Origin of the sequence: Microbacterium sp. K27 (assembly GCF_004794435.1) — a bacterium.
Lineage (GTDB): Bacteria > Actinomycetota > Actinomycetes > Actinomycetales > Microbacteriaceae > Microbacterium > Microbacterium maritypicum_A.
In genome coordinates this window covers 218,586-233,471 of sequence record NZ_SSDK01000040.1, presented here as the reverse complement: position 1 = coordinate 233,471, position 14,886 = coordinate 218,586, and the positions used below count along the sequence as shown (strand labels likewise).

General features: G+C 70.1%; 13 protein-coding genes. 8 read left to right on the top strand and 5 right to left on the bottom strand.

Going from position 1 to position 14,886, the window contains the following annotated elements:
- The first annotated feature begins 6 nt into the window (after positions 1-6).
- The 7 genes from DW307_RS10860 (at position 7) to msrA (ending at position 7,793) form a co-directional block, all read left to right on the top strand.
- On the top strand, positions 7-954 hold the full coding sequence (locus DW307_RS10860; RefSeq protein WP_136024717.1) for a dihydrodipicolinate synthase family protein: 948 nt from the start codon (positions 7-9) through the stop codon (positions 952-954).
- On the top strand, positions 954-1,889 hold the full coding sequence (locus tag DW307_RS10855; RefSeq protein WP_136024716.1) for an ROK family protein: 936 nt from the start codon (positions 954-956) through the stop codon (positions 1,887-1,889). The genes DW307_RS10860 and DW307_RS10855 overlap by 1 nt, the downstream gene beginning before the upstream one ends.
- A complete protein-coding gene (locus tag DW307_RS10850; protein ID WP_136024715.1) occupies positions 1,886-2,572 on the top strand; it encodes an N-acetylmannosamine-6-phosphate 2-epimerase in 687 nt (228 codons plus the stop codon). The genes DW307_RS10855 and DW307_RS10850 overlap by 4 nt, the downstream gene beginning before the upstream one ends.
- Positions 2,569-3,489, top strand: coding sequence for a DUF4862 family protein (locus tag DW307_RS10845; RefSeq protein WP_136024714.1), 921 nt, complete (start codon positions 2,569-2,571; stop codon positions 3,487-3,489). The genes DW307_RS10850 and DW307_RS10845 overlap by 4 nt, the downstream gene beginning before the upstream one ends.
- 183 nt (positions 3,490-3,672) lie before the next feature.
- Positions 3,673-6,612, top strand: coding sequence for an exo-alpha-sialidase (locus tag DW307_RS10840; protein ID WP_136024713.1), 2,940 nt, complete (start codon positions 3,673-3,675; stop codon positions 6,610-6,612).
- A 141-nt stretch (positions 6,613-6,753) separates the two neighbouring features.
- On the top strand, positions 6,754-7,248 hold the full coding sequence (gene msrB / locus DW307_RS10835) for a peptide-methionine (R)-S-oxide reductase MsrB (RefSeq protein ID WP_029260688.1): 495 nt from the start codon (positions 6,754-6,756) through the stop codon (positions 7,246-7,248).
- Positions 7,245-7,793, top strand: a complete 549-nt coding sequence (msrA, locus tag DW307_RS10830) for a peptide-methionine (S)-S-oxide reductase MsrA (protein ID WP_136024712.1) — start codon at positions 7,245-7,247, stop codon at positions 7,791-7,793. Before msrB ends, msrA begins: the two co-directional genes overlap by 4 nt.
- Before the next feature lie 56 nt (positions 7,794-7,849).
- Here msrA and DW307_RS10825 read toward each other — a convergent pair whose 3' ends face one another.
- The 3 genes from DW307_RS10825 to DW307_RS10815 are packed head-to-tail and all read right to left on the bottom strand — an operon-like array spanning position 7,850 to position 12,072.
- Entirely contained in the window at positions 7,850-8,650 is an 801-nt protein-coding gene (locus DW307_RS10825; protein ID WP_136024711.1) for an alpha/beta fold hydrolase, read from the bottom strand.
- A 46-nt stretch (positions 8,651-8,696) separates the two neighbouring features.
- Positions 8,697-10,013, bottom strand: a complete 1,317-nt coding sequence (locus DW307_RS10820; protein ID WP_029267926.1) for an MFS transporter — start codon at positions 10,011-10,013, stop codon at positions 8,697-8,699.
- 37 nt (positions 10,014-10,050) lie between these two features.
- The gene (locus tag DW307_RS10815; protein WP_240750611.1) at positions 10,051-12,072 is read right to left on the bottom strand and encodes a glycoside hydrolase family 3 N-terminal domain-containing protein; all 2,022 of its coding nucleotides are present in this window, start codon (positions 12,070-12,072) and stop codon (positions 10,051-10,053) included.
- Positions 12,073-12,198: 126 nt separating this feature from the next.
- Here DW307_RS10815 and DW307_RS10810 point away from each other — a divergent pair, with 126 nt between their 5' ends.
- Positions 12,199-12,858 carry a TetR/AcrR family transcriptional regulator gene (locus DW307_RS10810; RefSeq protein WP_051668199.1) on the top strand — a complete coding sequence of 220 codons (660 nt, stop codon included), beginning with the start codon at positions 12,199-12,201 and terminating at the stop codon, positions 12,856-12,858.
- 87 nt (positions 12,859-12,945) lie between these two features.
- On the opposite strand, the gene DW307_RS10805 is transcribed toward DW307_RS10810, so the two are convergent.
- Positions 12,946-14,397, bottom strand: a complete 1,452-nt coding sequence (locus tag DW307_RS10805) for a catalase (protein WP_029260682.1) — start codon at positions 14,395-14,397, stop codon at positions 12,946-12,948.
- A gap of 66 nt (positions 14,398-14,463) precedes the next feature.
- Entirely contained in the window at positions 14,464-14,886 is a 423-nt protein-coding gene (locus DW307_RS10800) for a Fur family transcriptional regulator (RefSeq protein WP_029260681.1), read from the bottom strand.

Sequence of the window (14,886 nt, the reverse complement as noted above, 5' to 3'; positions counted from 1 at the left end):
ACACACATGTCTGCTGCCTCTCCCGCCCCCGTCTTCGCGGGCGTCGTCCCGCCCGTCGCCACCCCGCTGCTCGAGGACGGATCGATCGACCACGTCTCCCTCTCCCGCCTCGTCGACCGTCTGGTCGCCGAGGGGGTGTCAGGACTGTTCGCGCTCGGCTCCACCGGCGAGACCGCGTACTTCACCGACGACCAGCGCGTCGAGCTGCTCCGCACGATCGTCGCCGCGAACGCCGGTCGGGTGCCGGTCATCGCCGGCGCGATCGAGCTCACGGCGCCGCGCATCATCGGGACCGCCCGTCGTCTGATCGAGGCCGGCGCCCAGGCGATCGTCACGACGGCTCCGCTGTACACGCTGAACTCGGCAGCCGAGGTCGCCGACCACTTCCGCACCATCGCGGCGGCCATCCACGCCCCGCTGTGGGCCTACGACGTGCCGGTGCGCGTGCACTCCAAGCTCGGCATCGACCTGCTCGTGCAGCTGGGCACCGAAGGGGTCATCCACGGCGTGAAGGATTCCTCGGGTGACGACGTCTCGTTCCGGCGCCTGATCGCGGCGAACGATGCCGCAGGGGGTCCGCTGCAGCTGCTCACCGGACATGAGGTCGTCGTCGACGCCATGGCCCTCGCCGGTGCCGACGGCGTGGTTCCCGGGCTCGCGAACGTGGAGGCCGCGGGGTACGTGCGACTGTGGGAGGCCGCGAAGAGCGGCGACTGGGAGACGGCTCGGGCCGAGCAGGAGCGCATCAACCGCCTGTTCGACATCGTGTTCCAGCCGAAGGGCCTCTCGGGCGATGCGACCGGTGTCGGCGCGTTCAAGGCGGCCATGCACGCCCGTGGCATCATCGATCACGCCACGATGGCGAACACCGTGCAGGCGCTCGACGTCGACGCGGTCGCCCGCATCCGCGACATCCTCGACGAGCTGCATCTGCTCCCGGTCGCCGTCGGCTGATGGGCGAGGTCGTCCTCGCCGTCGACATCGGCGGCACCAAGACGGCCGCGGCCCTCGCCGACCGCGACGATGCACTCCTGCGGACCGAGGTGGCCGCGACGCCGGCGGCCCAGGGACCGGTGGCGGTCGTCGCCACCGTGGTCGCGCTCGCCGGACGTCTCCTCGCCGGCAGCGGGCTGCGCCTTTCGGGCGTCGGCATCGGCACGGCCGGGGTCGTGGATGCCGGAACCGGGACGATCGTTTCCGCCACGGATACGTTCGCGGACTGGCCGGGTACACCGCTGGCCGCACTCGTGCGCTCGGGACTCGGCGCGCATCTGCTCCCCGACGCTCCCGTCGCCGTGCAGAACGACGTCGACGCGCACGCGGCAGGAGAGCATCGACACGGTGCCGCGGCCGGGGCGGCGAGTGCGCTCGTCGTCGCGGTCGGCACCGGTGTCGGTGCAGGAGTCGTGCTCGACGGCAGGGCCGTGCGGGGTGCGCATCACGTCGCGGGGGAGATCGCGCACCTGCCCGTGCCGGGAGCCGCACACCTGCGCTGCCCCTGCGGGCGCTTCGGGCACCTCGAGGCCATCGGCTCCGGCATCGGGATGCATCGGCACTTCCGGTCTCTCGGAGGCGATCCCGGCATCACCGATGCGCGGGGGGTCGCGCTGGCAGCTGCGGCCGCGGACCCCATCGCCCGCCGGGCCCTCGACGAGTCGGCCGCGGCGGTGGGGCGGGCCCTCGCGGGGGCGGCGACGCTTCTCGACCCTGAGCGCATCGTGGTCACCGGGGGCGTGCCGAACATCGGTGAGTCCTGGTGGCTTCCGATGCGCGCCGCCTTCCACGCCGAGGCGATCGATGCGCTGCAGAACACCCCCATCCTGCCGGGCACGCTCGGCGACGACGCACCGCTGCGCGGAGCCGCGGCATCCGCCTGGAGGCGACCATGAGATTCACCGACACCCTCGAACGACTGCGGGGAGGACTGATCGTCTCGTGCCAGGCCTACCCGGGTGAGGCCATGCGCGACCCCCGCACGATGGCGCAGGTCGCGGCGTCCGCCCTGGCCGGAGGAGCAGCCGGAATCCGCGTGCAGGGGCTCGATGACATCCGCGCGACGGCACACCTCCCTGTTCCGATCGTGGGGCTGTGGAAGGACGGCGACGCCGAGGTCTTCATCACGCCGACGCTCCGGCACGCTCGGGCCGTGGCCGACGCGGGCGCCGACATCGTCGCGATCGACGGGACGCGGCGCCCGCGCCCGGACGGGCTGACGCTCGCGGAGACGATCGCGGGCCTTCGCGCGCACACCGACGCGCTGATCATGGCCGACTGCGGCTCCCTCGACGACGCGATCGCCGCCGAGGCCGCCGGCGCCGATATCCTCGGCACCACCCTGTCGGGATACACCGGAGAGCGCCCGAAGACCACCGGGCCCGACCTGGAGCTCATCGCGCTGATCGCCGCCCGTTGCCGCCGCCCGATCGTCGCCGAGGGGCGCGTCCACACACCCGAGCACGCCGCGGCCGCGATCGCCGCCGGGGCGTTCTCGGTGTGCGTCGGCACCGCCATCACGCATCCGTCCACGATCACCACCTGGTTCGCCGATGCCGTCGCGGGAGCACGCGCATGACCGCGCCCATCCTCGTCAGCGCCTACCCGGCCTCTCCCGCCCACGCGCACTGGGATCCGGTGCTCGAAGGCGCGCTGCTGCCCGCATTGTGCGCGCTTCCCGGGGTCGCCGGACTCGAGGTGCCGTGGACGGGTGGCCTGCATCCGCACGACGAGGCCTGGTTCCTCGCGAACGTGCCGGCCGTGCCGCTCGCCGTCACCCCGATCCCGTTCGTCATGGGGCGTGTCGGGGCACACCCCGGGTATGGCCTCGCCTCGGCCGATGAGGAGGGGCGCGCGGCGGCGGTCGCCGATCTTCGGAGGGTCGCCGCCGACGTCGCGCGCATCGACGGCGAGAGCGCCGCATCCGTCGCGGTGGTGACGGTGCACTCCGCGCCGCGAGCGACGGCCGCCATGGAGCCGCTCGTGCGCTCGCTGGGGGAGGTCGCCGCGCTCGACTGGTCCGGCGCGCGCCTGGTCATCGAACACTGCGATGCGTTCGTGCCCGGCCGGGTCCCTGAGAAGGGTTTCCTGCCCTTGGACGCCGAGATCGCCGCGATCCGCTCGTCGGGACTGCCGATCGGAGTGTGGCTCAACTGGGGGCGTTCCGCGATCGAGCTGCGCGATGCGGATGCCGTCACCGCGCAGATCGCGGCGGCGGCGGCGTCCGGCCTCCTCGTCGGCCTGGCGTTCTCAGGGGCCGCCCCGGTGCAGAGCCCGTATGGCCACCCGTGGAGCGATGCGCACCTGCCGATCGCCTCGACCCACCCGGAATCCGCTTCGCTCCTCGACGACGCGCACGTCGCCGCAGCGCTCGCCGCTGCGGGCGACGTCGAGTGGTTGGGGCTGAAGACGGCCCGCCGCCCCGACGACACCACCGCGGCGGATGCCCTGCGCACGGTCGCGCGGAACCTCGAGGTGGTGCGCGCCGCAGGCTGACCGGAGGGAACGGCGGCAGCCGTCGGCGCGGTGTCGTCGACGGCTCGCCGCGTGAGCCCGGGGAGTCGAACGCCGCTCGCGGGACGACGAGATCCGGCCTTGTCCGTGGGGAGACCCCTCGCTAGAGTGACTTGAAATCTGACATCAGACGTCATATTTCCGCACGAACAGAAAGGTCTGTCCATGCACGTTCCTCCCTCGCCCCCTTCCCGGAGCCGCCGCCTGCTGCGATGCGGCACGATCGGAGCGCTGGTCCTCGCGCTCAGCCTCCCCGCCGCCGCTGCCTCGGCGGCCCCGGCGCCCGGGTATCTGACCGATCCGAACGCCGACCCCGGCGACTACCTCGAACTGAACATCGGCGCCGACCGCACGGCCTCGAACTACTTCTACCGGATCCCCGCGCTCACCCACCTCGGCGACGGCGTGGTCCTCTCGGCGTGGGATGCCCGGCCGGGAAGCGCCGCTGACGCCCCCAACCCCAACTCGATCATCCAGCGCCGCTCGACGGACAACGGTCGTACCTGGGGTCCGCTGCAGATCATCGCCGCGGGGAAGACCGGGAGCGGCCAGTACGGCTACTCCGACCCGAGCTACGTCGTCGACCGGGAGAGCGGTCGGGTCTTCGCGTTCTTCGTGCGCTCCCAGGACCAGGGGTTCCAGGGGAGTGCCTACGGCGACGACGACGCGAACCGGCAGGTTCTGGGAGCGGCCGTGATCCATTCCGACGATGGCGGCGCGACCTGGAGTGTGCCGCGGCTCATCACCGACGTCGCCAAGACCTCCAACGGCACGACCAGCGGGGGCGTGTACACGCCCGTCGCGGGCGATGTGAAGGGCACGTTCGCCACTTCGGGCGAGGGGATCCAGCTGCGCTACGGCGCGCATGCCGGGCGGCTCATCCAGCAGTACGCTGGCACCGTGCGTCAGGCCGACGGATCCACCGCGATCCAGGCGTACTCGGTGTATTCCGACGACGGCGGCGACACCTGGCAGCGTGGCGAATACGTCGGCACCGGCATGGACGAGAACAAGGTCGTCGAGCTCTCCGACGGACGCGTCATGCTCAACTCGCGAGACAGCTCCGACGGGCGTCTTCGCAAGGTCGCGATCTCGACCGACGGCGGTCACAGCTATGGTCCGGTCACCCGCGACGCCGAGCTGCCCGACCCCACGAACAACGCCTCGATCACCCGCCTGCATCCGGACGCCGCCGCGGGCAGCGCCGACGCGAAGAAGCTGATCTTCACGAATGCCGCCAACGGGGCGAACAGCAACCGTGTGAACGGAGCGGTGCGCCTCTCCTGCGACGACGGCGAGACCTGGCCCGGTCTGCGCACGCTCGAGACGGGGACCTTCGCCTACTCCAGCGCGACGGCGATCGATGACGGCAGGGTCGGGGTGCTGTGGGAGGCGGGCTACACGAACACGATGCAGTTCTCCTCGTTCGACGACGCGTGGCTGAACGCGGCGTGTGCGCCACTGTCGGTGCCGAAGACCGCTCTGACCGCCGGAGTCGCCACCACGGTCCCGGTCACGATCACGAATCAGGAGGCGGCCGCGCTCAGCGGCACCGTGACCTTCCACACCGCCGCCGGATGGACCGCGACCACCGCGCAGATCACCGGCCTCGCACCGGGAGCGAGCGCCACCGTGAATGTGCAGGTCACCGCCCCGCAGGGCGTCTCTGGTGAGCAGCGTCTCCAGGCCGCCTTCACCGCCGCCGACGGACGCCTCAGTCAGACCACCGCGACGCTCACCCTTCCGCAGTCCTCCGCGCTCGGAGCGACCCTCACGGCGACGAACACCTCGGCCCCGCGCGACGTCGCGACGAATCCGTACACGGTGGGGGAGCAGCTGAGCTTCCGAGTGCGGGTCGTGAGCACGGCGGGCGTCACGACGGTCGTCACTCCGGCGACGAACACCTTCACCGCCGGCTTCGCTCCCACCGCGTGCCGATGGCTGAATCTCCCGGCCTACGACGCCTACAACTGCAGCACTCCTCGACGCACGCTCACGCAGGCCGACATCGATCGTGGCTGGTACACGCCGGAGTTCGCGTTCACCGTGGCTCCCGTCGACGGCTCGGCACCCGCGGTCACCGTGACCCACGCGGCTGCCCCCGTGGTGCTGCGCGACGGCGTGCTCGCGGCCACGATCACGGGCGCGCGGGCGGATGCCGGGCGCGACCTGGCGGCGAACCCGTACGCGGTGGGCACGCAGGTGCCGTATACGTTCCGGGTCGACAACCGCAGCCCGATGGTGGTCACCGTCGTTCCCGCGACCGGTGACTTCTCGCCCTTCCTCCCGCCGGCGGCCGGCAACTGCCGCTACCGGGATCTCGCGGTCGGTGCGGGGTACGACTGCGGGTCGGCGCGCCACACCGTGACCCAGGCCGACATCGACCGCGGCTTCTTCGTGGCCGACACCACCTGGACCGTCGAGGCGGCAGGGCAGACCACGAAGCGCGTGACGGTGGCGGGCGGCGAGATCGACGTGATCGCGCGCACCCCCGCGTTGTCCGGTGCGACGGTCGGAGACTGGGCCGACGAGAACGGGAACGGCGTGGCGGATGCCTCCGACACCGTGACCTGGACGCGCACCGTCGAGAACACGGGCAACGTCGTGCTCGATGCCGTGACCGCTGCCGGAGCGGATGTCGGCTCGCTCGTCCCCGGTGAGGCGGCACCCCTCGAGGCGATCGTCGTCCGGCTCACGACAGAAGACGTCGCGCGGGGCTCGATCGCCGCGGCATCCTTCGAGGTGACGGGGGTCAACGGAGTCCGCTCGGTGTCGGACTCCGTCGAGCCGGCGACGCTGTCCCTGCCCACCGCTGCGGGGTGGAGCGCGCAGACCGTCTATGCCGGCGGCGAGCTCGTGTCGCTCGACGGGCGGCTGTGGCAGGCGTCGTGGTGGACGCGTGACCAGCGCCCCGGCGACCCCGTGGGTCCGTGGCAGGAGTTCGCGACGGACATCGACGGGGCAGTCCTGTGGACGCCCACCCGCGTCTTCACCGCAGGAGACGTCGTCGTACATGCCGGCACGCGCTTCGAGGCGAAGTGGTGGACGCGCAACCAGCAGCCCGATGCCGCGGCGACCGGCGGCCCCTGGCAGAAGGTCCGCTGACCCCTCGTCGTCTTCTGTCCCGCCGACGAGCGGCCCGCAGAAACTCACAGCCCGTTCTCAGGGCCGCGGGACCAAAACGGGCCGCTCGTCGGTTCTCCTCTATGACGGCGCAGCCAGCGACGTCGGACAAGGAGTCAGATCATGTCGAACGACTACGGCACGACCCCCGAGGCCGTCAGCGGCCTCACCCCTCTGCAGTATCAGGTGACCCAGCAGGACGCGACCGAGCCGCCCTTCCGCAACGCGTACTGGGACAACCACGACGACGGCATCTACGTCGACGTCGTCTCGGGCGAGCCTCTGTTCTCGTCGACCGACAAGTTCGACAGCGGCACCGGATGGCCGAGCTTCACGAAGCCCATCGACGCGGATGCCGTGACCACGCGCACCGACCGCTCGCTGTGGATGAAGCGCACCGAGGCGCGCTCGGCCGTCGCCGACAGCCACCTCGGTCACGTGTTCGACGACGGCCCGCGCGCCGAGGGCGGCCTGCGCTACTGCATGAACTCGGCGGCTCTCCGCTTCATCCCGGCCGAAAGCCTGGAGGAAGAGGGGTACGGTCGCTACAGCGCCCTCTTCGCACGCCCCACCACCGACACCCCCGCACCTTCCGACACCACCGAGGAGCAGTCATGACCGACACCGGAACCATCACCCGCACGCCCGGGACCGAGACGGCCGTTCTCGCCGGCGGCTGTTTCTGGGGGATGGACGACCTGATCCGCCGCCAGCCCGGTGTGCTCGACACCCGGGTCGGCTACACCGGCGGCTCGAACGAGCACGCGACCTACCGCAACCACCCCGGCCATGCCGAGGCCGTGGAGATCGTGTTCGACCCGACGAAGACGACCTACCGCGACATCCTGGCGTTCTTCTTCCAGATCCACGACCCGTCGACGCTGAACCGTCAGGGCAACGACATCGGTTCGAGCTACCGCTCGGCGATCTTCCCGCTCACCCCCGAGCAGGAGGCGATCGCGCGCGACACCATCGCCGATGTCGACGCTTCGGGCCTGTGGCCGGCGAAGGCCGTCACCACGATCGAGCCGGCAGGGCCGTTCTGGCAGGCCGAGGAAGAGCACCAGGACTACCTGATCAAGTACCCGAACGGCTACACGTGCCACTTCCCGCGTGCGGGTTGGGTGCTGCCGAAGCGCGACGAGGCCGCCGCCACCGTCTGACGCGGAACCCGAGAATGGCCCGGTCGCATCCGACCGGGCCATTCCCCGTGAGCGGGCTACGCCTCGCCGAGGAACGCCACGGCCGCGTCCTTGAAGTCGCGCGAGCCCGGGGCGTTGAAGTGGTTCCGGTTCGGGATCTCGAAGAACCGTCCGTCGGGGGCGGCTGCGGCCAGCGCCCGCGAACCCTCGATGATCGCGTCCTTCGAGCCGGTGGCGAAGAGGATCGGCCGCGTCGGCGCATCCGAGGGATCGGGGTCGATCATGCCCGACGCCCGCATGCCCTCCGCGAGCGCGACGAGTGCCTGCAGATCGTTTCCCGGCACCCGTTCGGTCAGCGCGATGTAGTTCTGCGTGGTCCGATCGGCCACCGGGGTGCCGTCGGCGATGTACTTCCGGACCTGTTCGAGATCGAGTCGCGCCAGGGGGATGCCGTCCGGCACCCCTCCCAGCACTGCACGCCCGATGCGGTGCGGAAGCTCGCGAACGACCTCCCAGCCCACGCGTGCGCCGAGCGAGTAGCCGACGTAGAGGGCGTCGTCGACGAGGTACGTGTCCATCACGGTCTCGACATCGGTCACGAGTGTGCGGATCCGGTAACCGTCCGGGTCATGCGGCTTCTCGCTGAGGCCGTGGCCGCGCTGATCCAGTGCCAGCACGCGATAACCCGCGCGCGTCAGCTCGCGTACCCATCCGGTGAGCACCCAGTTGTCGCGCGCGCTCGACGCGAAGCCGTGCACGATCACCACGACGGGGGCGTCGAACTCGCCCCAGGTGTAGGTCGCCAGTCGTGTGCCGTCGGCGGCGTACACCTGCTGGGGTTCGGGCATGCTGGTCAGGTCGGAGAGAGGGACGGCCACCTCTCCATCTTGGCCCTGTTCCTGGACGGCGGCGTCAGGTGCGGGATCAGCGCGTCGACCTGATCGGCCACACCGCGAACGCGCCGAGCACCGACAGGACTATGCCCACGGGGAAGAGCCCGGCGAAGCCGAATGCGATCACGATCAGACCCGAGACTCCGGGGGCCAGCGTCTGGGGCAGGGTGGCCGCGATGTTCACGACCCCGAGGTCTTTCGCGAACGACTGCGCCGAGGGGAGCACCTCGCTCATCAGTGCGGTGTCGACGGCCTGGAACATGCCGAACCCGAGCCCGGCGATGAACGACATGATCATCCACGCCTCGATCGTCGGCGAGATCCACGGCAGCAGCAGCGCAAGACCGGTGACCACCGACGAGGCGAACACGAACGGCTTGCGTCGCCCGACCCTGTCGGAGAGCGGACCGGAGATGATCGTGGAGATCAGGATGCCGGCGAGGCTGAGGAGCCCGACCAGCGGGATGACCGTCTCGGGCTTCTCGATGTGCAGATAGTCGGTCATGATGTAGAGCTGATATCCGGTCACGGAGAAGTAGCCCGTGAACAGCAGCAGGCGGCCGAGGAACGCCCAGAAGAAGTCGGGGTGCTTGATCGGGCTGACCCAGAAGGTGCGCAGGAACGCGCTGAGGTCGAACGGCTCGGGCGTGATCCGTTCGCTCGAGTAGTCCGGGTTGAACACGACGAACAGTGTGATGACGACGAGGGCGAAGACCGCGAAGACCACGTAGCCCGCGGCGATGCTGTTGAAGAACAGGGAGCCGACGATCTGACCGCCGAGCGAGCCGACCATGAGGCCGATGCCGGAGAGGGCGGCGAAGGTTCCCCGGCGCTTGAGGGGCACGCGGTCGGGCATCACGGCGGAGAGCGGGCCCTGGGCGAAGTTGTACGCGATCTGCACCAGAGTCCACGCGATGGCGATGCCGACCAGGGAGTCCGCGAAGGCGAGGCCGACCAGGGCCAGCCCTCCGGCGAGGACGCCGACGATCATCCACGGTGCACGCCGACCGAAGCGGGAACGCGTCCGGTCGGAGATCTGCCCGGCGATCGGCTGCGCGATCATCGCCGCGAACGCACCGATCGTCGCGATGATCGCGAGGTTGGCGACCTTGTTCTCCTCGCCGAGCGCGACCGTGACCTGCTGGGGGAGGAGGATGCCGGGGACCGCGCCCCAGATCAGGAAGATGCCGAGGTTGGCGGGGATGATCCAGCCGAGCAGGCGCCGGATCCCCTTGAGGGGCGGGGGCGGGTCGTCGTTGCCGGCGGCGGTGCGGATGAACGTCGTCTCCGTGATCGGGACGGTGCTCTCGGGGACGGTGCTCTCGGGGGTTGCGGGCGTTCCAGACATCGTCGTCGTGGTCCTCTCGGGTCGGGCAGAACGGGGGTCAGGCGGGGAGCGCCACCAGGCGGGAGCGCAGCGTGTCGATCGTCTCGGCCGGCAGGGTGGCGCCGGCGAAGCCGAGGACGGTGTCGAGCGGCATGTTCTGCGCCGCGGCGAGCATGGGGTTGCCCGGCAGTTCCGGGACGAGCTCGGTGATGATCGCGAGCGCCTCGGCGTCGGCGAGCACCTGGGCGACGGTCGCGCTGGTGAGGTCGAAGCGTCCGCCGGGTGCGGCGACATCCGCCATCTCGATCGTCGTGGACGCGGGGTCGGGCCGTGCGGCAGGCGACCAGTCGAGGTACCGGAGGCCGTGGCCGAACGCGAACGACGGGTCGACCGTGTCCGACGGCACGTCGGGGCGGCTCACCGCCACGGCTTCCATCGACGACGGCACCTCGAAGGGCAGCGACCCCTGGGGCTCCACCGCGCCGAACAGCACATTGACGAGCGCGGTGTCGGAGGCGCCGTAGTTCGCGATGATCGTCGAGGCGACGTCGAGAAGCGGGGCGAGGATCGCCGGACGATCGAGGTAGACGTCGAGCACGAGCGGCACGCGGGCGGCCAGATCGCGCAGGTGCGCGAGTTCGTCGTCGTGGAACTCGAGGGATCCGGCGCGGAAGAACGATTCGATGTCGGCCCCGTTGCCGCGCGGCTCCCACGGGGCGTCGGTGCGCACGATCGCGACGTCGGCGCGGTCGGGGTCGGTGACCACATCGGCCCAGCCGGCGAGCTCGACGGGGTCGAGGCCTTCGACGTAGACGGTCGGGCGCCCCTGCAGCGGCAGATGCGCCGCCCCGCCGCCGTTCGTGAGCAACGTGAGTGAACGTGCCTGGGCCTCGAGTCCGGCGGCGCGGGCGTCTTCCCGACCGACGATCGCATCCGCAGCTTCGACATCGACGAACCGTGCGTCGTCGAACAGCCCGAGACGGAACTTCTCACGCAGCAGCCGGCGCACCGAGATGTCGAGCCGGGACTCGGGCACCGAGCCCGCCCGCACGAGCCCGATCAGAGCCTTCGGGTTGAACTCACCGCCGAACTGGTCCACACCGGCATCGAGCGACTTCATCATCCGCTCGTCGTAGGTGAGCGACTCCACACCCCAGAAGGTGCGGGACAGGATGCCCCAGTCGGTGCACACGATCCCGTCGAAGCCCAGCTCGTCACGCAGCAGGCCTTGGATGATCTGCTTGTTGAAGCCGAAGCCGACCTCTTCGTACTCGGTGCCGATCGGCATGCCGTAGTAGGGCATGATCTGCGAGACGCCGGCGGCCAGCAGGTCGCGGAACGGTTGCAGGTGCAGGTCGAATCGTCCGCCCGGGTACACCTGCTCGCGGCCGTATGAGAAGTGCGGATCCTCGCCGTCGAGCTGGGGGCCGCCCCCGGGGAAGTGCTTGGCCATGGCCGAGACCGATTCGGCTCCGAGCTCGTCGCCCTGCAACCCGAGCGTGTAGGCGACGCCGAGACGCCCGGTCACCTCCGCGCTCTGGCCGAACGTGCCGGAAGCCCGCGCCCAGCGCGGCTCGGTGGCGAGGTCGATCTGCGGGTGCAGGGCGGTGCGGATGCCGACGGCCAGGTACTCGCGACGCACGACCTCGGCGAAGCGGCGGGTGAGCTCGGGGTCGTCGATGGCGCCGAAACCGAGGAACTCCGGCCACTGCGAGAAGGGGCCGGCGATGAGCGCGGCGGCCGGGTTGTTCGAGAACGAATGGCGCGGATCGCTCGACAGAGAGAACGGGATGCCGAGGCCGCGTCGCCGGGCCTCCTCCTGCAGGGCGTTGTGCCATGCGGCGATCTCCCGCGCCGACGGGGCCTGCAGGATGTTCACGTGCGTGATGCCACGGTCGATGATGGTGCGCATCGACGGAGAGCCGAACAGGCCGGGGGCGTCGAGGTCGTCGCCGAGGGTCGCCATCGGCTGGAACATCTGTCCCGCCTTGTCCTCGAGCGTCATTCGGGTGAGCAGGTCCTCGACACGCTGATCCACGGTCAGGGTGCGGTCCTGGTACGGGTGCGCGATCGCGCTCACGGGAACTCCTTCGTTCGGGTACGGCGGGTCTTTCGGGTACGGCGGGCGGTGCGGGTGCGGCGGGTGGTTCGGTTAAATATCTACACTTGTGTCGGTTTTGTCAAGAGCGGTGCTACGGTTTCCCCCATGGCTGATGCGACGACGCTGCGAGGGCGCGGATACGCGAACGGCCGAGCGCGCCGCGAGGAGATCATCCGCGTGGCCTCGGACCACTTCGCCGAACGCGGCTTCCTCTCGGCGACGATCCTCGAGATCGCCGCGGTGTGCGGCATCTCACGCGCGGGACTGCTGCACCACTTCGCCGACAAGGAAGCCCTGCTCGAAGCCGTGCTCGAAGCCCGTGACATCGAGGATCGCGACCGCTTCCGTCCCTACGCCCGCGGCTACGGCGGTATGGGCGTGCTGCGCGGAATGGTCGACCTCGCCGACCACAACCGTCTCGTGCCGGGTCTGATCGAGCTTTTCGTGCGGTTGTCGTCCGAGGCGTCGGCTGCCGATCACCCGGCGCACGAGTACTTCCGGCGCCGTTACGAGAGGATCCGTTCGAGCACCGGACAGGCGATCGCGCTCGCCATCGCGTCCGGTCAGCTGCGACCCGACATCGATCCGCACGACGCGGCTTTGCGCCTGACCGCGACCATGGACGGTCTGCAGACCCAGTGGCTGTTCGACCGGTCGATCGACATGGCCGGCGCCATCCGCGCGATGCTGCGGGCGTGGATGACCCCGGCGGGCGAGGTGGCGTTCGAGGCGATCGTCCCCGAACCGGAGCCGGTCGGCGCCTGACGCGCCCGGCAGTGCCGGGGACGACGAAACGGCCTCCCGGAGACCGAAGTCTCGGGGAGGCCGTTTCCGTTCCGGTGATCGCGAGGATCAGACGCGGTCGCGCAGCGCGGCGCCGAGTGCGGCGTCGACGTTCGTCCAGTACTGGAAGAAGCGCTCGCGGATGGCGTCGACGGTGATCGAACGCCCCTGGCCGGTGAGCGTCTCCAGGAAACGTGCCCGCTGCTCGGCGTCGAACACCTCGCGGTAGAGCGTGCCGGGCTGCCCGAAGTCGTCGTCCTCGGGGTGCAGGGTCGCGGCGGAGCGCTGGATCTCGCCGTCGGCCTCCCAGTTCACCTCGATGCCCTTCGACGGGTCGGCCTCCGGGCCTCCTGCCGCTCCATAGGAGTTCGGCTGGTAGGTGCGGTGCGCGGCGTCGTTGAACTGGTAGCGCATCGAGCCCTCGTGCTGGTAGTTGCGCGCCTCGCTCGCGTGCGGCTGGTTCACCGGCAGCTGGTTGTAGTTCGGGCCGATGCGGTGGCGCTGCGCGTCCGGGTAGGCGAAGATGCGCCCCATCAGCATCTTGTCCGGGGAGATGCCGGTGCCCGGCACCTGGTTCCCCGGCGAGAAGGCGGCCTGCTCGATCTGTGCGAAGAAGTTCTCCGGGTTGCGGTTCAGGGTCAGCGTGCCGACCTTGATGCGCGGGTAGTCCTTCTTCGAGATGGTCTTGGTGAGGTCGAACGGGTTGAACCGGTACGCCTTGGCCTCGTCGTAGGGCATGATCTGCACGTACAGGTCCCACTTCGGGAACTCACCGTCGGCGATCGACCGGAAGAGGTCGCGCCGGTAGTGGTCGGCGTCCGACCCGGCGAGCTGCTCGGCCTCTTCGTTGCTCATCGCCTCGACGCCCTGCTGCGAGATGAAGTGGTACTTCACCCAGAAGACCTCGCCTGCGGCGTTGACCCACGAGTAGGTGTGCGAGCCGTAGCCGTTCATGTGCCGCCAGCTGAGGGGCAGGCCGCGGTCTCCCATCAGATACGTGACCTGGTGGGCGCTCTCCGGCGACAGCGTCCAGAAGTCCCACTGCATGTCGGGATCGCGCAGACCCGAGTCGCCGAGGCGCTTCTGCGAGTGGATGAAGTCCGGGAACTTGATCGCGTCGCGAAGGAAGAACGTCGGGGTGTTGTTGCCGACGATGTCGAGGTTGCCCTCGTCGGAGTACATGCGGAGCGAGAACCCGCGCACGTCACGCCAGGTGTCGGGCGAGCCCTGCTCCCCGGCGACGGAGGAGAAGCGGATGAGGGTCTCGCTGGCCGCACCCGGCTGGAAGACGGCCGCGCGCGTGTAGGCCGACACGTCTTCGGTGACGACGAACTCGCCGAACGCGCCGCCGCCCTTCGCGTGCGGGTTGCGCTCCGGCACCCGCTCGCGGTTGAAGGCCGCGATCTTCTCGACCAGGTAGTGATCGTGCAGGACGGTGGGGCCGTCGGCGCCGACCGTGAGCGAATGCGTGTCGCTCGCGATCGGGGCTCCGGCCTGCGTGGTGGTGGCAGGTTTCGTCATGGTGTTCTCCTTCTCCGCGCAGGCGCAACGATTACCCCCATCCGGGGACGGGTGATCGGCGGACTGCTATTGCGCGGCGTTCTGGCAACTGGGGCAGAGGCCCCAGAAGGTGACTTCGGCTGTCTGGACGGTGAATCCCCCCGTCGAGGACGGGGTGAGACACGGCGCTTCGCCGACGACGCAGTCCACATCGCCGATGGCACCGCAGGAGGTGCAGACGACGTGGTGGTGGTTGTCGTTGATGCGCCGCTCGTAGAGCGCCGCGGAGCCTGCCGGTTCGATCCGGCGGATGAGGCCCGCCGTCGTCAGGTCCGCGAGGATGTTGTGCACCGACTGGATCGACGTGGTCGGCAGCACCTCAGACACGGCACGGTAGAGCCGCTCCGCGTCTGAATGGGCCATGGAGTCGAGAGCCTCGAGAACGGCGACGCGGCCCGCGGTCGCGCGCAACCCGGCAACGCGAAGCGCCGAGTCGAGTTCTGTCTCCAT